We start from the raw sequence: 18,854 nt of genomic DNA, 5'->3' as shown, positions 1-18,854 counted from the left end.
ATGAACCACCGAGAGCTCTCCGTGCTCATGGCCGGCTTGCTCGCGACGAGCCTAGTCACGGGTATCGTCGCCGCTGACCCGCCACGACCAGGTACGGAGGGGAATGGGCTCACGGAAAACGAGTCGGCAACGCTGTGGTCACGTGATGCGGACAACTACATCAGCCAAGAAGAGTACCGCCAGCGCTACGGCGAGAACCGCTCCGCCGTCCATCAGGTCGCCAACGGGACGGACGTACGTTCAAACGACCGCCGGCGACTGCGGCGACGTGGACGCGGAACGACTTTGAGGACCTCGACGCCGGCGGCCCAGATACGTCCGTGCATCCGCCGCACGCGGACCTTGAGGACGGCGTCTTCATCGAAGATGCTCACGCAACGATCTTCGCGGTCCAGCCCTCCACTCGTGGACACCTCGAGTCCGGTGAAACCCCACTCTATATCGCACCGAATGGGACGATGCGCGGGTTCGTTGATTACCGCGTTCGCGTCCCCAACGGGAGTTCCTCCGGCAACACAACTATCTCATGGTCGCTCACGGAGCACGAGATCGAAGAAGTCCGGTTGAAGAAGGACGGCGAGACCATCGCCGAGCGTGACGGAGCCCATACGCCTGTCCTCGACTACCAGATCGAGGACGACTGGAGTGCGAATCTCACGCTGGAAGCGGAGATTAGCGTCCGGCTGAAGAAAACCGTCAGGACCGACCTGGGTGACCGGACGGACGTCGACGTCACCTATCGGACGGAATCACACAACGTCTCCGATTCGATCGCCGTCGAGATCTACGACCTCTCGGCCGTACCCCTACTACGCCGAGTATCCGAACGGCGAAGCCGGCGTGGCCATCTTCCAGTCGCGGCCGTGGCAGGGGTACACGCTCACGGAGGACGGTGAGGCACGGGTCCGTGGCATCTGGCGGTTCTACACCGCTCGGAACACCAACTGGGACACGCTCGTCCGGTCGAATCGCACGGATAGCGCCACCGTCGAGTCGGACGCGATTCCGGTGTACGTCCACGCCTATCCCTCGCGGATCGGGCCGCGTGCCGAGCCGGTTCGAGACGGGCCGGAACTCATCGAGACCTGGGGGACTGACCGCCCGTCTCCGGTCGGCACCATCGGTGAGAACATCAATATCGACATCGTCAACCAATCGTACACGACGACGTACGGCGTCGCCGTTCGAGCTGAGAACGTCGATCGAGAGGCGCTCCATGTTGCGGGAATCGTCCGGGGCGTGAATGCGTCAATCGTCGAGTCGGATGCCGGCTCCGAGCGACAACTCCACCGCAGCAATCTTACTGTTAAGGTTATCCAGCAGAATCAGTCGCAAGCGACGCTCAGGGTCGAACTGCGGGACAATCAAACTGGTGCGCCGATTGCGCTTGACGATAGCCGTCAGTATCCAATCGGCGGCACCACCCGGAACGGGTACATCACGGTCGCAGATCAGCGCGTCGAGACCAACGCCTCGGGGGTGGCGATCGTGACCATCGACGAACCGGGCATCTACACGGCTCGGTACCACTCTGGCTCGTGGCTCGGTCACGACCCGGCGTACGTGAGTGATACCGCGACGGCCCGCTGGCACCCTCTAGGAACGATCGACGGCTGGTTTGCGCTGGTGTTCGAGGTCGGCTGGCAGCTCCTGCCGTTCTTCGTGATGTTCTACGCTGGCAAGCGCCTCCTGCGGATGCTCGGTCCAGCAGACATCTTCCAACGCAATTCATGACACGAGATACCCCACCCATCAGTAGGCGAACCGCCCTCCGAACAGTCGCCGGCGCCGCACTCACAACCCTTGCTGGGTGTATGAATACAAATGAGAGCTCCGGAACACCCAGTAATGGGTCTCCATCTCAAAATGACCAAGGTCCACTTCAGCGCGTTGCTGTTGATGGGACAACGGTCGTGGTGGAACTCTCGGAAGACACCGATGTCAGCCAAGTCAATCTCATCCAGCCGAATGGAGAATTGTTCGGTCAACGTGACGTAGCGACAGGAGCACAGCAGGTTTCGTTTGAGATTGGAACGTCATACGCTCCAGGCGAGTATCGCGTTCTCGCACTAGAGGGCGAAGAAACTGTGCAAGAGTCCGCTCTGTCCGTTCAGCCGAATCTTAGCATCGTGGAGATGGGGATCGGGAAGAATCAGCCTGAAAAGATGTGGAATAGCTCGAGTGATAAAATCTCAAAAGAGGCCTTCGTATCTGTTGAAAACCAAGGGAATGGCCCGGATGCGATCACGCAGCTCCTCTTTATTGGAGATGTTCCATATCCCTCGGATGAGGAAGGGACGAACTATGATGAAAACGATGATGTCAGTGGCATATACGATCCAGAAGAAGATACAGAGGTTGACGAGGTAGTCATAGAACCGGGAGAGCAGCTCACACTGTACAGTTACCGTTCACCGTTTGCGTTCGTTCGAGGTGAGGGGACTTCGTGTGAGAGCGAAGAACAAACCGGGAGCTTCGAAGTCATTATAGAAACACGAGTGGGGACAAACCGAGTTTCCAATACTTACAGTATCCACTACTCCGCGTCAGAGGAATTCGATAATTGCGAGATTACGATTAGTGAGGACTAACTATGGTGGACCTGATTGATGTCGTCCTAGAGGGGTTCAAAGACGTCGTCGATTGGGTGATCTCCCTCTTCATGGAGGGATTGAACACTGGTTATGAAACCCTCACTGAGGAGATGTTCGGGACTCCAACGCCCGAAACCGACGGTGCATTTGTCTTTGGTGCGCCAACAAACGGACCCTGGCCTGCAATTCGGGATGCGTTGGTCGGAGGTGAGATTATGCTCATCTCATTACTCCTTCTGGTGATGTGTATTCAAGGGCGACACACAGTTCGGATATTCAATATCGGAAGTGTATACGAAGCGAGACGGACAAAGAAGACTGCGTGGGTTGGCGCGTTTCTTATCATCAGCTGGTACTGGGTCAGTGTTCTTGGTCTCTACATCGTCGACGGGTTCACCATCGCATTGATGCCGAGTCTCGAAACCCTGGGTGATGCGATGCTGAATTTTCTCAAAGAATCTCTGACCAATCCCGGGCTTGCATTCGTGTTCGCAATTGTTGGTGGCCTCTCGATGTGGGCACTTGAGGCCCTCTACTATATTCGAGAGGTATTGCTTTACGTGTATGTCTACGGGATGCCGATAGCGTTTGCTCTCGCCTATGGTAATGTCCCAGTCCTTTCGGACATCGCGATGGGATTCTCCAAGCGGTTTGTTCCTTTGGCGGTTCTACCCCTCCCAGCAGCAGTCGTGTTCAAAGGATACGATTTGCTGTATTCGGAAGGGGCCCTCACGCCAAATAGTGCGTTTCTGAAGTACCTGGTTGCCGCGTCACTGCCGCTTATCGCGCTCTATATCACTTGGAAGACGTTCAAATACGCAACCCCGCTGACGGCGAAAGTTATCGGCGGCGCCACCAAGGGCGCAGCCCTCATCGGCGGCGTAGCTGCCGGTGCGTATGTTGGGGGTGCCGGCGTCGCGACAACCGCTGCTCGGTGGGGGCCGAAAGCCGCAGCCGGCCATGCCGTTGCACAGAAAGCTGCGGCCCAAGGCGGTCATGGTGAGGGTGGAGATAGTACGCCCTCATACCGACGGACCGAGAACGACCCTGGTGGTACTACGTCGGATACAGCGGGTGAGGAACGCGGAATGGACTTTGATAGAGGTATCCACTAACAATGTCGATAGATCAAGACGCAGCCGCACGGCGCATCATGGACCAGTTCGGCGAGGAGAGTCGCATCCCCTACCTCAACATTGAGGAGGGTGACGTCGGCGTCCTGATCGCCTTTCCGATCGTCGGCCTATTCATCGCCGGCCTCACGGGGATCGAATCGCTCGCACTTCCGTTCGTCGCCGGCGGCTTCGGCTTTGGCGTTGCCATCGTCTACGTCTCTCCCGATCACCTGAACGCGTGGACGTGGACCAAGGACGTCTATCGGTACGTCAAACGGCCGCAGATTACCTTCAGTGCTCCCGAAGACGCTGATGGGAGTACCAACGAGACAGAGCGGAATGAGGGCGGTCTGGCGAACTACACGCCCTTCAAGCCGGACGAACGTACGCAGGACCTCACGAACATCGAGCGAGCGTGGCCGGGCGCAAGAGCCATTCAGCGGGCCGACGGGACGATGGAGGCGTTCATCGAGATCGACCCGGACAACATGGACTTCGCGATGTCCGACGACTGGGCACAGCTCCAAGACGCCGGCGAGGACTTCGCCAACAAAGAGCTGGATTCGAAGCTCAAACTCCACGCCACAACCCGCTCATTCCCGGTGGAGCAGATCACGGAGAACATCGAGGACCGCCTCAACGACGAGGACGTCACGGAGAATCCGATCTTCAAGGAACTCCTCGAGGAGTACCGGGAGACCCGGCCGAAGGAGATGCGGGAGCGCGGCATCCAGCAGGTGCGATACTACATCGGCGTCCAGGTCAGCCCGTTGGAGGTCTACGACCGCTTCCGCGACGAGGGCACGCCCGCCGAGAAGCTGACGCAGTTTCCCGTCATCGGCTTCCTGTTCAACCCGTTCGTCACCCGTCGCGAGGACCTCACCGACGTCGAACGTCGCGCACAGATGTTCGAGAAGCTCGACAGTCGGGTGAACGACGTGCGATCCGAGTTCATCCAGCAGGCGTCCGGATGGTCCGCACGGCGGCTCAGCACGGTCGAACTGTTCGTCCTGAATATGGACTTCTGGAACGGTCGCGAACACGACTACGACGAGGCAGAGCGTGTCGTTCGCGAACAGCCGATCATCGGCCAGTCGCGCCGGGAGGATGCGTTCGATGCGTAGCGCGATCCTTCAAGCGGGAGGCGGCGTGGGCAGTCAGCTCGTCAGGTGGCTCTCCAGTCCGACCTCTACGGAGGGCGCAGCGCTCTATCTCCTCATCGTTGGCCTGCTCGGTATCGGTGGGAAACTCCTCTGGGACTGGTACACCGAAGACGACACGGAAGAAGTCGAGTTCTCCGACGTACTCGACGAGGAGACACTCGAACAGGGCGAGGCCGAACGCCAGCTCCTCGACGACATCGCCGAATCACACAAGACGGTGACCGCGCCGGCTGCCGCCGAGTGGGAAACGCGAGCCGCACGGGTCGGCGAGCAGTGGACGACGACGCTGTACATCGCTGACTACCCGGACTACCCCAACGACGGCTACCTCTCCGAGCTCTTCGAGATGACGGACGTGCAGTTCGATTTGACGGCCCACATCACGCCGAAGAACCAGGAGCGGGCGCGGAACGAACTGCAGGATATCGCTGACGACCTTCAGGTGGACGCTGACCTTGAACAGAGCGTGCGGAGTGCCTACCTACAGGAACGCGCCAACGAGGCCGCAGCGACGTACAAGGCCGTCGAGAACGGCGCGAATGTCTTCGACCAGGGGATGTTCATCACGGTCCGGGCCGACGAGAAGGAGGACCTCCGCGACGCCGTCCAGAAGGTCAAGAGCGCGCTCCGCGACGACCCGGCGAACCTCACGCCGAAGACGGCAATCTGTCGGCAGGACCTCGCCCTTCAGTCCGCCGCGCCCATCGGCGACAACGAGTTCGGGCGGACGTCGATTGCGCTCGGCGGCGCCGTCGGCGCGCTGCTGTCCTCGCCGCACAACGCGACGATCCTCGAGGAGGGCGGCGTCGAGTTCGGGATTCACAAAGACAACCAGAGCCCGGTCGTCATCGACCCGTTCGCGCGGGACAACGGGTACGCGATGTTCACCGTCGGCGACACCGGCTCCGGGAAGTCGTTCAGTTCGAAACAGAACTTCATCCGGTCGATCGAGCAGAGCAAGGACCGTATCGGCATCATCCTCGAGCCGTTGAACAACTGGGCGGGGGTCGCCGAAGCGCTCGATGCCAAACGCATCACGGTCGGCGGGACGCTCGGCCTGAACCCCTTGGAGATTCGGGAGACGCCCGAGCACGTCCAGCGGGCGATGGGCGAGGACGCCAGCCCGTTCAACGAGAAGCTCGACGACGCGATGAGCTTCCTCACCAACTTCTTCGCGCTGCGGGGCATCTCGCTGGGTGACCGCCGGACGACGCTCGAACTCGGACTCAAGCGAGCGTACAAGCGCAACGGCATCACCGACGACATCTCGACGCACGACAACCCGAGTCCGACGATTCAGGATATGATGGACGTCTTCGAGGAGATGGTCAACGACCCCGAGGAGTTCGTCGTCCGGTCCGACGAGGAGGCGGGGAAGATCAAAGAGGACGCGACGTGGCTCCTCGACCAGCTCCGCCCCTTCGAGGACGACGGTCGGCACGCCAACCTCGGCCAAGAATCGGACTTCGACATCCGCGACGAGAAGGTCATCTACCTCGATCTCGCCCAGCAGGAGGGCAGCGTCGACAGCAGCACGGCGCTGACGATGCAGCTGCTGATCTCGCTGGTGTACGAGCGGGCGAAAGTCTCGGAGAAGGAGGTCGTGTTCTACATCGACGAGGCGCGCTACATCATGCAGGACGCCGCGAGCCTGGCGTTCCTCGAGACGGTGTTCCGCCACCACCGACATCACGACCTCTCGATTCGACTGGTCACGCAGACCGTCGACGAGTTCTTCGAGCACGCCGAGAGCGAGGCCATTCTGGACCAGTGTGCGGTCAAGCAGTTCCACCGCCTCGACGGGATGGACGAGGAGTGGGCCGACGAGTTCGGCCTGAACTACGCACAGATGCGGTTCGTCCAAGATGCCGTGCCGGGCAACGAGGACGCCGGCTTCTCCGAGGCGCTGGTGGGCGTCGACGGCGAGTGGCGCGGCATCCAGGTCAAAGCGATGCCCAAGGAGAAGCGGGTCATCGACTTTGACCCGACCTCACAGGTCCGATCCTCACTGCCCGGCGCCGGCGACGACGCCGTCGATACCGAGATGCAGGAGTTTCAGGAAGAGCTCGAACACCGAGCAACGAACGGAACGAACGAAACGAGCGAACTGAACGAGGAATCAGACGCCGTCGAAGCTGAGCCAGACGGCGGGACTACGGAGGACACCAACGATGGCTGAGTACCTGCGCGTCACGCCGACATCCGAGCGACTTGACCCGGAGAGCATCTCCCGCGTCCTCGACAGTCTCCACAAGCTGACCACGCCCGGCTCGTCGGGCCTCGGGGCGAAGCTGAACCCGCTCCACAGTGAGACACCACCCCGATTCGAGTTCCTCGCGATCAGTGATGGCCCGGACGACCCGGTGGAGTTCTTCTACGGGGCCGATGCGCACCTCGATACGCTCGAGAAGCGCCTCCGTTCCATCTATCCAGCCACGTTCGACATCGAGCGCGTCGACGTCGACGTCGCTGCCCGGCTCATTCAGCCAGTCGAGTTCACACCGCAGGAATTCGTCGACCACTACGAGGCCGGGCGGCTGCAGTACGAGTTTGGCCCGGCAGAACAGTACGACATCGTCGACGAGGAATCAAGGGACTCCGAGTCAGCCGAAGCAGACCCCGTTGTCGACGGCGGTACGGCAGCCACGAGAGTCCCCGATCATCACGTGACTGTCGGGGACTCAGCCCTTGAACTAGCACCGCCCGATGCACTTCCAGACGACGAGGAAGAGCAACGGGCCATCGAGAAGCCGACGATGACACCAGCGGGAACGATTCTAGCTCGCCCGGCACAAGACGCTGTCTCGCCGCTCGGTGTCCGGTGGTGTGGCGCCGCGTCGCGGAAGCAGGACTGGATGACCTCGCTGACGCCGTTCACGACAGAGGAAACGAGCGGCGATCTCTCGTCCGTCGACGAACCCGGCGCGGCGCTGGCGTCGCTGATCGATCACCTGATGGAGGCAACAGCGCCGACCGCGTTCCAGGTCGTCTTCCAACGGCGTGCCAGCTGGCAATCCGACGCGGAGGTACGGAAAGAGGACCTCGTCGACGGCCGCGACACGTTCTTCCAGGAGGTCGTCGGGTCGCTACTCGAAGTCGAGGAACAGCGGAGCGACCAGGACGACCGGCAACTCAGCGAGGCCGTCGAGAAGCGGATCGAGTACATCGACGCGAAGAACGCCAAACGGTCGTTCACGGTCAACATCCGGGCCGTCGGTGTCCCCACCGACGACACCCACGACGACCTCGATGGCCGGATGGACTCGCTCCTCCCGGTGTTCGATCCGCTTGATGGACCGTTCTACGAGGTCGAGGGGCAACGCCTCCGGGACAGCGGCTTCCGTGAGAAAACGAAGGAGAAGAAGGCACGGGCCGCTCTCCAGCGCCTCCTCAATCGCGAGTTGACGATGGGACGAGGGAAGACCCGCCCCGAGCTGGTCCTCAGCGGGACGGAGCTCGCGAACTTCGTCCTCGTCCCCTCCTCCGAACAGTTGACCGTCGAAGGGACGCGGGGAACGAGGGCCGAACAGCAGAGTCGGAATCCGCTCCCGTGGCCTAATCCGGATCTGATCCAGCAGTTCCAAGACGGGATGGCCATCGGCTACGCGCTCGACGAGAACGGTGAGCCACGGCCGGACCCCATTCGGATCCCGCCGGACCTGTTGCCGACGCATTACGGGCGATTCGCGTCGACTGGTGGCGGGAAGTCGAAGGCCATCATCAACGACGCGCTCTCGCTCCGCGAGACGACGGGTGGCCCCGTCGTCCTCGTCGACCCGAAGGGCGACGGGATGTGTGAGAACTACCTGCGCTGCCACTACGAACGATTCGGTGGTTTGGACGACGTCTACCATTTCCGCGTCCCGGAGACGATTCCCGCGTTCTCGTTCTTCGACATCCGGCCCGCGCTCGAAGCCGGTCGCAACCGGGAGGACGCGATTCAGGACAAGGTCGACCACTTCCACGACATCCTCCGGATGATTATGGGCCGCGAGCAGTACGGGCAGGCGTTCGTCGCGAACGAGATCCTCAGCTACCTGATTAAGGCGCTGTTCGACGAGGAGTACGGGAGCGACGTGTTCGGCTTGGACGACCTCTTCGCCGCCGCGCTCCGGATGCAGCGCGACCAGACGATTCCCCCGGTCTCAGCGGATAACCAGAACATCGAGGAATCGCTGACGCGTCACTTCGCGAAGGACAACCACCAGTTCCAGGTGTCGATGGACGCCGTCGGGAATCGCCTCGACAAGCTCAAAGAGGACGCGCATCTCCGCCGTATTTTCAGCCACGTCCCCGAGCAGAACGACGCCGGCGAGTACGTCGACAACCGCTTCGACTTCCGCGAGTTCCTCGACGAAGACGCTACCATCATCTTCGACCTCGGCGACCTTCGGCCGGAGGCACAGCGAGCGATCACACTCCTGCTGTTGAGCAACCTCTGGGACGCCGTGCAGGTGCGCCGTCGCGACGGCCAGACCGACTACGAGAAGCTCACGAACCTCATCATCGAGGAGGCGGCGCCGGTCGCGTCGACGAAGCTCGTTTCCGAGCAGCTCCTGCCGCAGGGTCGGTCGTTCGGGCTGAGTATGGGGCTCGTGATGCAGTTCCCTGAACAGGTGCGGAACCGGAACGAGCGAGCCTATGACGAGGTGCTGAACAACATCAAGACGAAGCTCATCGGGAACATCTCGATTGAGCGCGACCTCGCGGAGTCGCTTGCCCACGAGGACCTCAGCCCGACCGAACTCCGCAACCGGATCAACACGCTCCCAAGTGGCGAGTGGATTGCGCAACTCCCGAGCCCGTCGTTCGGGGAGACTGGTCCACCGCCGTTTTCGCTGAAGCCGCTCCCGATTGCGGCGGGGCATCCAGAAAGCGACCAGCCGCTCACAGAGCCCCAGGAAGACCATTTCGAGTCCGTGTCCCGGCCACGGATGGTCGAGCGGACACAGGCCCAGTACGGGCTGACAGAGCCGACTGAGTCGAGCACTTCCCCAGAGGAGACTGGCTGGGGGAGTTCGGGGGCCGAAACGACGGGCTCGGCTGCCGACGGCGACTCAGGAACGGACCCGACGCAATCCGCGTTCATCAGCGAATCGACGACCGAGGACGCGTCGACGTCGACTCCGCAGCCCGAGACGGACAGCGACCCAGATACAAACGAGTCAGAGATGAGTTCCCTGTTCGGGCAGGCCACCGAGACGGACGAGGACCCAACTGGTGACCAAGCAACACAGCCGGAGAACGGGGCAACACCCGTTCAGGAAAGTAGCGTGCCCGTCCCCGATGACGAACTCCGACAACGCGGGCTCAGTCGAGACGACGTCCGGTTCCTGAATCGGGTCCTCGACGTGATGAATCGAGAGGACGACGAGTATACGCTACTGGACAGGATGAGCCAGCTTCGGGACGATTACGACGACCTCCATGTGGAGCGGCTCACGGAGAAGGACCTCCTGGAAGCGGACTCCGCGGCCGGGCGCAAGTACTACACCGTCCTCCCAGACGGTCGAGACCTCCTGGGGAGAGAATTGAAGGCGGGGCCAGGAGCGGGCGATCTCGGCGAGAAAACGCCACACAAGGTTGGCGTCCGGCTCCTCGAGCTGTGGCTCCAGCAGCGGGACGACGTCGGTCGCGTGGGGCCGTACTACGAAACCGAAGACGGCACGGTACTGGACGTGGCCGGCTTCGACGAGGACGGCGAGCTTGTCTGGGCCGGCGAAGCAGAGCTCGCGAGTAACAACCGGCACGCCCCGGTCGAGGATTACGACAAACTCAGCGCGGTGGACGCCGACGCAATCTGGGCCTTCAACAATCGCGAGACGGCGCTCGACGTATTGGAGAGCCTTGCCGACGCGATCGGATCGGCGAGCGGGTCAGCGGGCGGGCGGCACGGTCGTTCGCGACCATCAGAGACGCTGTCGACGAGTTCGATGCTGCGGGCCTGACCACCGTTCGGGGCTTCAAAAATCTCGACCAAGAACTCAACCAATGACCTGGCGACAGGCGACCCGCGAGGAGATTTACACCTACTACGCGGAGGGGTTCCCGCGCTATCTGGACGATTTGCCGGAATTCATCACGGCGACCGGCCCGAAACAGTACGCCGTCGCCTTCCGAGAGCCCCACCCAGTGCGCAAAGACGAGGTGCCGGACAAGGACTTCATCCGGCGGGATACGTGGCAAACAGATCCGTCGGGGGACCGAACGACGCCCGAGTTTGACGACTTCGAGGATGTCGTTGAGTTCATTCGGCATCCAGCGCGCAACGACCCGCTGGGGCGGAGCGAGTTCGCGCTTGCTGATCCGGAGGTGCTGAAGAAACCGGACCCACGGCCCGACGCCGTCTACTACGCGCTGGATCACTGGGAACGACCCTGGGTCCTCCTCGTTGACATCGACGCGAAAGAGATTGCCCGAGACCGGGCGGTGGAGCGGGTCCCGGCGGACGTCGATGATCGGGACGACGATGCGCTCCTCGACGCTGCGGGTATCCTCGACGCCGCTCCCGAGGGGTATCCGTACGCCTTCGAAGACATCGACCGCGCCATCGAATACGGGTTCGAGGTGCGTGACATCTTCGAGGACGATTTCGACGCCGAGGAGACGATGGTCGTGTACAGCGGGCAGGGGGTCCACGTCTACCTGCTGGACACCGACCCGGCGCACCGATACGACGAGCAGAGTCGCGAGGTGTTGAACGACCTCCTCCTCGAGACATACGACATCCCGATCGACCCCGTCGTGACGGCCGACCGCCGGCGTGTCGCTCGCCTGCCCTACTCGCTGCACGCCGACGTCTGTAGCATCGTTCAACCAATCGAGAGCCCGGCGTTCGACGTTCGGTCGGCGACACCCGAGGTGATCGACGAATGAGTCCGAGTACCCCCACCGACGACGAGAACATGGCGTATCGGGTTGCGGCACTCCCGCTGGAGTATGGTGAGACCCGTATCAACCAGCTGTTTACGCGTGGCTACAACCGATACGTCGTCGACGGCGAGGACCAACCCGAGGACCTCGTGAACGACGTCGAGCGGTTCGGGACGGCAGCGTTCAAAGAGCAGGTTCGTGCCGACGCCGCCGAGGAGCCGTTTGTCGACGAGCCGGGGACGCTCGCCGTGCTCGCGACGTTGAGTGCGATCTGTGTGAAAGAGCACCCCAAGTTCGAACACGCATCGCCTCGGAACATCCAGGTGCTCTACGATATCCGGGAGCTGTACGTCAACAATCTCGCCTCCCTCATTCGGGCCCACGGCGATGGGGCGCTCCAACAGGACATCGCCGACGTGCTGTACAGCAAGGAGCCCGGTGAAGATGGCCCGCATCCGGGTCGGGTCTGTACGGGCATCAAAGAAATGCCGGAGTTCGGGGAGGGCCTGTACCTCGAAATCCCGATGGCGGCGGCGTCACGCAAATGTCTCGTTCGAGCGGAGGGCGAGTCATCGACGGGGAGTGACGGCGGGGAGATACTGACGCAAGTGAAGGACAACAACCTGTACGTCCCGGTCGGTGATTTCGACAGCAAGTATCGGGACTACGCTGAGCAGGCGTTCAAGAAGCTCCTGAGGGTGCAAGAAGACGGACTCTCCCACGACCAGCTATCGTGGCTGACCACGAACGAGTCGGCGATTACGGAGCGGATCGACCGCTTCCTCGAGACCGGCCATCACGAGCGAATCTGGCGGAACTGGGACCGTGGGGAACGGACGATCCGCGTCCTCCGACGGGCCTGAGTGCCGCACCCGACGACGTGGCACAAACGGGCGAGTTCCACACGGCGAAAGAGCTGTATCGAGCGGTCGAGGCGTACGAGGCCGAGGACGAGTGGGAATCCTCAGTAACAGACTGGATCTCAAGTCCGAGCAGTCTCGCGAAGACGCTGGCCGACCACGAGTCCCACTCGGCCGTCACGATCGATCGCGACGGGCGCGTCAATACATACCGAATCGGGCGAGCCGGGGCCGGCGCCGAGCAGATCGAAGTGCGAGAGATCGAGGACCTCTTTGAACTCCCCTGTATGGCGAATATGGAGGAGCGGCTACACGACAAGAAGCCCGTCCGGAAGGACCTCTACAACTTTGCGCGGATGGTGATGTGGCTGCCGCAGTATCAGGACAGCAGCCTCGACGAGATCGTCGCGGACCTCAAGGACGTTTTCTCCCGGTGGCCGTGGTACGACGAGCAGGAGACCGAATACCAGGTCCGCTACGAGTTCTCGAACACCATCGACGGCGACACGCCGTTGCCGATGAACTGCGATAACGACGATCTGCAGCGCTACTGTATCGGCCAGGACCAGTGTCCCTACTCGATCTGGGGCAGTCTCCCGTTTCCTGATGAGATGTACGAGCAGGTTGAGGAGGAATCAGCTAGCCCCGCTGAGCAGTTTTAACTAGACAGATATTATGGCCTATGCCATTGGAAAACCATCTATGGAATGTGCCGACTGCGAGACTTCTCTTGATGATTTTATGGTTGACCAGTATGAGTTGGGTCGCCTCGATCTGGCCCTTTGCTTCTCGTGTTACCTTGCCCGCGACGAAACGGCGTTCGACTATAGTGATTATGAACCGTCAGGGCGATTCGGGAACCACAATGACGTCGTCAAGACCGCGCTTTCACAGAATAATGAGTTCAAAATCGAACTCCTGATAGAAGGCTACGAAAGCCAAGGGATAGTTCTGTTTGCCTCCACACGGAGCGATGCAGACTCGCTCCTCAGCGCTATTGCTAATTCAGAGCTAGGCGATTATATATCTCAGACTGCTGTGTTGCCTCTTCGTGAAGTCTATTCCGAGGAATATCAGCAGCTTTGCTGGGACGCAGCCAACTGGAGATACGACCCATATAGTACAGCCCGAGGAAGGGGCCCAGCTAGTGTCTCTGTCGTTCAGGGGATTCCGTGTATTGTGGATGGATACCGATATCTTGGCGATGAAGCTGAGAGTGTGATTTTTGATGGACTCCTTGAGGAATATCTGAGTGAAGTGGATATCAACCAGCTCGATTCTCTAAGTGATGCGAGGGCTGCTGCTGAAGACTGTTTCCCGATTGTCTCCGAGCTCGGTCTATCCTTCTCGATCCGTGTCGAGAAGTATTTCCGTCGAAACCCAGATCTGTTATCAACCCATTTTGCAACGCTAACTAGTGATGACTCTCAATACGTTCCTCATAGGCGGACATCTCTTGACGAGTTGAAACAGCTCTATGAATCTGGAGTTGAGGAGGCGGCGACTGCTAAGGAGGAAATACTGGCATTATTGGAAATGGCAGAGGGGGCTGCATCGAAGGATATTGCCAACGTTGTTGGCTGCTCGGATAGCTATGCCCGCCGGTTCAAATACGACCCTGAAAAAGAGAGAGCCGTCGAGAAAGCCTGGTCACAGTCTGCTCAGGAAGAAAAAGTCTCGCCTGGAACGAGAGACAGGATCATTAGACGCGACGGTTCGTGCCTCCGATGCAATCGGGAGGAAGAATTAACGGTACACCATATTCTCCCGATTTCAGAAGGAGGTGAATCCTGTGATGAGAATTTGGCCACTCTTTGTGAACCCTGCCATAAGGAAGCCCATGGGGGATCGTACTATCCCCCCACAACCGAATACGACGGAGATGATGGGTTTGAATCTTGGTTGAACCAATAGCACACAGAGTATTTCGATAGTAGAGCGGTAATTTGTCTGTGCCTTCTTTCAGAGGTGGAGGGCCCCCAACATGATGAAAATATCTAGACTATTATGCTTCAGCTGACCGTAGTTTGATTCTACCTCTTTGAAGCACGTCGAGCCGTTTCAGTGCTTAATACACCCGAAACCACTTGATATAGGTGATATCAGACCACCTGACTGATTCCAAAAAGAGACTTCCTATACCAAGGTAGTAGGGCTAATCCATCCATGTCAGATTCAATCCCCTATTTTGAGGGAGTAGAACCCTCCGTCGAGCAATTTTTTCCGTCTCACCGCAATCTATAGTCTTCGTCGAGGTGTTTTCTACCGCCTCAAATCGGCCCGACGGGGTTCTTCTTCGATTTGAGGGCGTTATAGTGTCTTGCATATCGCGGTTTTCGTCCAAAGAAAGAGGCGATATGCAGTGTGCGAAGGCCGCCGGCTCTCTCAGGCCGAGGGGCCATCACAGGGGTAGCGGAACTACGGAAGTATCAGATTTAGCGCATTGGTTGACAGGGTGCGATTCGGTGGGGTCTGTCGCCCCCACGAGGGGGTGGCGGGGCGCATCACGTGCCCCCGATAGACGATGGCTTCGGAACAACGCAGCAGGGAACGAGCAGCGGATTACGCAGCAAGTACCCCCGACGATGAGGCGCCGTGGGCGGACCTCGAGATGGCGGTTCCGACCGACCGGGATCACGCGTCGGTCGTCGCGCTCGTGGAGTGTTCTCTCGTCGAACTCACGCACGATACCGTGGGCGCCGTCTTCATCTCCCGGCAGGTCGGGCGGTCGACGCGGACGCAGTACGTCGCCGCCGACGACGTCGGCGAGCAGTTCCAGAAGCGGCACTTCGACGACCGGCTGGGCTGGCACGAGACCACCGTCCCTCGACGAACCGTTCGCGACGAGCTCATCACCCAGCTCACGCAGTCGCCCTCGACGTCGGCGGAGCGATCAGGTGAAGGAGCAACCAGCGAGCCAGATACCTTCGTCGTGAAGCCAGTTCGAGAGCTCCGAGCGCCGTAGGGACGAGGCTTAACCAACATTTCCGACCAATACCGGCACGGTGTTGGTTAACGGTGGGGCTGGATCCACTCCCTCGCCCCCACCCACCGCCCGACTCCTCGAATGAGTGTATCCTGGCGGCCGGGCGATCCGAGGAGGTGCCGAATCTGTACGCCATGAACTGTTTGTCGGCGCCAGGAGGCGTGCAGCGCGCAACAGCGTGCGCTGCGTGACTCACCATGCCGGGTCCCGATCCTCACGACGACACGAGTCGCGACTACGAACGGTTCGAGAAAGAACAGCTCGCCCAGGACCGCGACGCCACCAGCGTCGACACGGCGGACATCGACGACACGACGGCCCAACGCTTGGTCAACGACCTCGTCGACGCGGACGTCGTCACTCCGGTTCCTGAAGACCACGTTCTGGTTCACAAGCCGAGCGGTACGGCGTTCGACTCGACAACGCAGTTGGCCGTCTTCCACCGTGGCTGGACGGCCAACCGCGACGCCGACGCGGAGGCCGAGTGATGCAGCAGACGCTCACTGGCTGTGCATTCTGCGACGCCCCACCCGGCACCGAGACTGGCGAGGCCCACACCTGGGGGCAAGACGAGCGGGTCACCCACCCGATCTGCGTCGACTGCGCGATCCAGACAGAGCCGGATCCCGACGAGCGCGATCACGTCGCCTGTGACGGCTGTGGACTCGTCGTCGACACGCTCGCAGCACTGACCCGGTTCCGGGTCGAACTGGGGCACCTGGAAGGCCCGATACAGCTGTGCGCCCGTTGTAGTCCGGGCGGGCTCGCGACGTACTGGACGCGCGATCTCGAGGAGCATCTCGTCGCGACGCCGGCGGAGTGACCCAAACACTCTTTACTGTTTCGCTGTAAACTGTAATCAAGAACGAATCGTGTCACGCACCTCAAACCGCGCGGACGGCGACATCGTCCAGGACTTCCTCTCGGTCGCGGACCTCCTCGAGGAGCCACAGCTGGCCCAGCTGTACGCGTACCTCGCTCGGGAGGGGGAGGCGACCGTCCAGGACGTGATGGACGACCTCGACCTCGCACAGGGAACCGCCTACAGCTACGTCAACCGGCTCGTCGACACCGGCGTCGTCGACGTCACCGACGACGAGCAGCCGCGCCGGTACGCCGCCCGTGAGATCGACCTGACTGTAACGACGGCCGCCGGTGACCGCGAGTACACGATCACGCCGGCGCTCATCGACGCCGTCGGCCGCCGCGAGACGGACGCCGACATCGACACCTACATCGACCGCCACGGCGTCGCCGGCCTCGCGACCGCGCTCACCTACGCGATTGCTCGGGAGCGTGGGGAAGTGACCCACCGGCTGATGGCGGAGGACCTCGACATCTCGCCGCTGGCTGCAGAGATGATCCTCCAGGCGCTCCGGCCCGTCGTCCACGAGCACTACGACATCGAGGAGTCTGGGGCGGGACTCGACGAGTTGGACATCGACGACGACGGCGCTGACGACGCGTGAGCCGGCTCCACATCGCTGACACCGGCCTGTTCGTCGCGATGGGACAGTCGTCGAACAGTCGGTACCAGGCCGTTCGGCGGTTCGCTCGCCGGAACGACGTCACCTTCGTCCTGCCCGAACGGGTGTACGAGGAGCTGACTATCGACGATCCGGATGTCGAAAACCCGCCCGTCGACACCGCAATCGACGAGGGCTGGGCGACGGTTGCGGCGCCGCTCGAGTTCTCCGAACCGGTCGTCTCGCGGGTGATGGACGGCGTCCAGCGGTACATCGCGAACGCCGACGACCGCCCTGCCGACGAGGTCGAGCGGGCCGACGCCGCCCTCGCCGCCCTCGCTGCCCAGCATCTCAGTGCGGGGACAGCGACCGAGGTGTACATCTACACGACTGATATCGCGGCTGGCGAAGGGGCCGAAACCGTGCTCGCGAGCGAGGGGTACGGTGACTCGGTGACGTTCGTGAACGGCTTCCGGTTCATCGAGGACCTGGTCGCGGCGACAGTTGACGCTATTCGGGGTCGAGATCACGAGCGTCGAGGTCGCCGGCGAGATACTGCTCTCCCGTTCGCGTGATATCGTAGACGCCGTTGCCGAGGTGGACGAGGAGGCCGTATTCGACCAGCGTCTTGCAACGGGCATTGATGTGTTGGCGAGAGAAGCGCACTCGATCGCTGTCCGCCATTTCTTTTGGGGTATCGGGACCGGCTTCAGCAAGATGCTCCAGAATGCGGTCATCGGCGCGAGACATCCAGTCGGCGTCAAAGCGCATAATCGCTTGTGGTTGCGCCGACGCTATCCCGAACGCGCTAAGTCAATTGAGGAAGCGTTAAGCTTCTGTGGTTGACTCCAAACGTTTTAAACAACTGCCATACTATGCCCCACGTGTACAGATGGATTCCCCACCAGTAGACAGTCCGGCCACATCGAGTGACCTGCTGGTTGATATTGTTGAGAGACTAGAGGCGTGTGGGCTCGAGGATGACACCTATCAGCTCCACGATTACGTCGACGTCGACGCTCTGGACCAGCTCGTGAACGCGTCACAGGCGGACGTAGAAGTTCAGTTCACGGTCGAGGGCGTCCAACTCGTAGTGACGCCGGACAACGTCGACGTTCTGATTGACCAAAGGGAAAGATCAGAGCCACAGTAACCCGATGCCTGCCGAGCGGTGTATCCGGACACCGGCCGGGCACTTCCATCTGGTACGCGGTGGGCGGATACACCGACACTTGGCGTCCACGGCGATTAAATGGTTAACAGGTCGTAACATATTGTAATGAACCGGGCGTATCGCGTGGCCAGTCAATGGTCGGTCACTTTCCTGGGAGGTGCCCTTCTATGGCTTGCACTTGGCCGCGCGATTACTGATACCGACGAGCCTCTCGTCGATTTTATCGAAGTATCTCTTCCGGTTGCGGTCGGGCTTGGACTAATCGTGGGTGGAATCTGGCTGGCACGAACGCACCCAATCGACCGGATCACCCAGCTGACAAAATGGCTCCTTGGGGGCGCACTCGTCGGCGTTGCCGTCACCCTCTGGATCCTGTTCATCATCTCTCTCGAACAGGTTCCCGCCGGCGAACCGATTGTCCTCGTTCTCAATGACGTTGCGCTCTTCATGGCTGCTGGAATCCTGCTCGGCTACTATGCGACCGGCCTGGAAGCACGTGAACAGCAGCTCGAACTGTCTGAACAGCGGTTTCGCGCCCTGACCGAGAATTCGTCATTCGCCGTCATTACCATCGACGAGTCGAGCACGATTCGCTACGCGAACGACGCCGTCGAGGAGCTTTT

The 18,854-nt window shown here is 60.9% G+C and carries 13 protein-coding genes and 4 pseudogenes; 16 read left to right on the top strand and 1 reads right to left on the bottom strand.

The features are described from left to right. From GJ632_RS06630 to GJ632_RS06565, 14 genes and pseudogenes are all read left to right on the top strand, one after another. A pseudogene (locus tag GJ632_RS06630) lies at positions 1 to 1,734 on the top strand (hypothetical protein). After that, positions 1,731 to 2,591, top strand: coding sequence for a hypothetical protein (locus GJ632_RS06625; protein ID WP_172863988.1), 861 nt, complete (start codon positions 1,731 to 1,733; stop codon positions 2,589 to 2,591). The pseudogene GJ632_RS06630 and the gene GJ632_RS06625 overlap by 4 nt, the downstream one beginning before the upstream one ends. Positions 2,592 to 2,593: 2 nt before the next feature. Beyond that, positions 2,594 to 3,709, top strand: a complete 1,116-nt coding sequence (locus GJ632_RS06620; RefSeq protein ID WP_074878667.1) for a hypothetical protein — start codon at positions 2,594 to 2,596, stop codon at positions 3,707 to 3,709. A 2-nt stretch (positions 3,710 to 3,711) separates the two neighbouring features. Further along, on the top strand, positions 3,712 to 4,833 hold the full coding sequence (locus GJ632_RS06615) for a hypothetical protein (protein ID WP_074878665.1): 1,122 nt from the start codon (positions 3,712 to 3,714) through the stop codon (positions 4,831 to 4,833). Then, the gene (locus GJ632_RS06610) at positions 4,826 to 7,051 is read left to right on the top strand and encodes a transferase (protein WP_191452464.1); all 2,226 of its coding nucleotides are present in this window, start codon (positions 4,826 to 4,828) and stop codon (positions 7,049 to 7,051) included. The genes GJ632_RS06615 and GJ632_RS06610 overlap by 8 nt, the downstream gene beginning before the upstream one ends. Continuing rightward, a pseudogene (locus GJ632_RS06605) lies at positions 7,044 to 10,867 on the top strand (ATP-binding protein). Before GJ632_RS06610 ends, GJ632_RS06605 begins: the two are co-directional and overlap by 8 nt. Beyond that, complete coding sequence (locus GJ632_RS06600; RefSeq protein ID WP_058365072.1) at positions 10,864 to 11,748, top strand: hypothetical protein; 885 nt, start codon at positions 10,864 to 10,866, stop codon at positions 11,746 to 11,748. The pseudogene GJ632_RS06605 and the gene GJ632_RS06600 overlap by 4 nt, the downstream one beginning before the upstream one ends. Beyond that, positions 11,745 to 13,267: pseudogene (locus GJ632_RS06595) on the top strand (primase-associated protein). The gene GJ632_RS06600 and the pseudogene GJ632_RS06595 overlap by 4 nt, the downstream one beginning before the upstream one ends. Positions 13,268 to 13,280: 13 nt before the next feature. Continuing rightward, positions 13,281 to 14,519 carry an HNH endonuclease gene (locus GJ632_RS23160; RefSeq protein WP_231751375.1) on the top strand — a complete coding sequence of 413 codons (1,239 nt, stop codon included), beginning with the start codon at positions 13,281 to 13,283 and terminating at the stop codon, positions 14,517 to 14,519. A gap of 610 nt (positions 14,520 to 15,129) precedes the next feature. Beyond that, positions 15,130 to 15,570 carry a hypothetical protein gene (locus GJ632_RS06585; RefSeq protein WP_058365934.1) on the top strand — a complete coding sequence of 147 codons (441 nt, stop codon included), beginning with the start codon at positions 15,130 to 15,132 and terminating at the stop codon, positions 15,568 to 15,570. 218 nt (positions 15,571 to 15,788) lie between these two features. Further along, positions 15,789 to 16,079 carry a hypothetical protein gene (locus GJ632_RS06580; RefSeq protein WP_191452463.1) on the top strand — a complete coding sequence of 97 codons (291 nt, stop codon included), beginning with the start codon at positions 15,789 to 15,791 and terminating at the stop codon, positions 16,077 to 16,079. Beyond that, on the top strand, positions 16,079 to 16,414 hold the full coding sequence (locus GJ632_RS06575; RefSeq protein WP_191452462.1) for a hypothetical protein: 336 nt from the start codon (positions 16,079 to 16,081) through the stop codon (positions 16,412 to 16,414). Before GJ632_RS06580 ends, GJ632_RS06575 begins: the two co-directional genes overlap by 1 nt. A gap of 49 nt (positions 16,415 to 16,463) precedes the next feature. Beyond that, positions 16,464 to 17,060 (top strand): helix-turn-helix domain-containing protein, encoded by a 597-nt coding sequence (locus GJ632_RS06570; protein ID WP_343161061.1) that lies wholly within the window; start codon positions 16,464 to 16,466, stop codon positions 17,058 to 17,060. Then, a pseudogene (locus GJ632_RS06565) lies at positions 17,057 to 17,554 on the top strand (hypothetical protein); the annotation flags it as partial. The gene GJ632_RS06570 and the pseudogene GJ632_RS06565, both read left to right, overlap by 4 nt. Before the next feature lie 13 nt (positions 17,555 to 17,567). On the opposite strand, the gene GJ632_RS25810 reads toward GJ632_RS06565, so the two are convergent. Beyond that, positions 17,568 to 17,828 carry a MarR family transcriptional regulator gene (locus tag GJ632_RS25810; protein ID WP_191452461.1) on the bottom strand — a complete coding sequence of 87 codons (261 nt, stop codon included), beginning with the start codon at positions 17,826 to 17,828 and terminating at the stop codon, positions 17,568 to 17,570. Between the two features lie 121 nt (positions 17,829 to 17,949). On the opposite strand from GJ632_RS25810, the gene GJ632_RS06555 reads away from it, so the two are divergent. After that, positions 17,950 to 18,210: a HalOD1 output domain-containing protein gene (locus tag GJ632_RS06555; protein ID WP_191452460.1), complete on the top strand. Its 261-nt coding sequence runs from the start codon at positions 17,950 to 17,952 to the stop codon at positions 18,208 to 18,210. Between the two features lie 126 nt (positions 18,211 to 18,336). Further along, the coding region (locus GJ632_RS06550) for a PAS domain S-box protein (RefSeq protein ID WP_191452459.1) at positions 18,337 to 18,854 on the top strand (518 nt) is incomplete at its 3' end.

Origin of the sequence: Halogeometricum sp. CBA1124 (assembly GCF_009741955.1) — an archaeon.
Classification (GTDB): Archaea; Halobacteriota; Halobacteria; order Halobacteriales; family Haloferacaceae; genus Halogeometricum; species Halogeometricum rufum.
The sequence above is the reverse complement of the archived record's forward strand: the minus strand, read 5'-3'. Positions and strand labels throughout refer to the sequence as shown.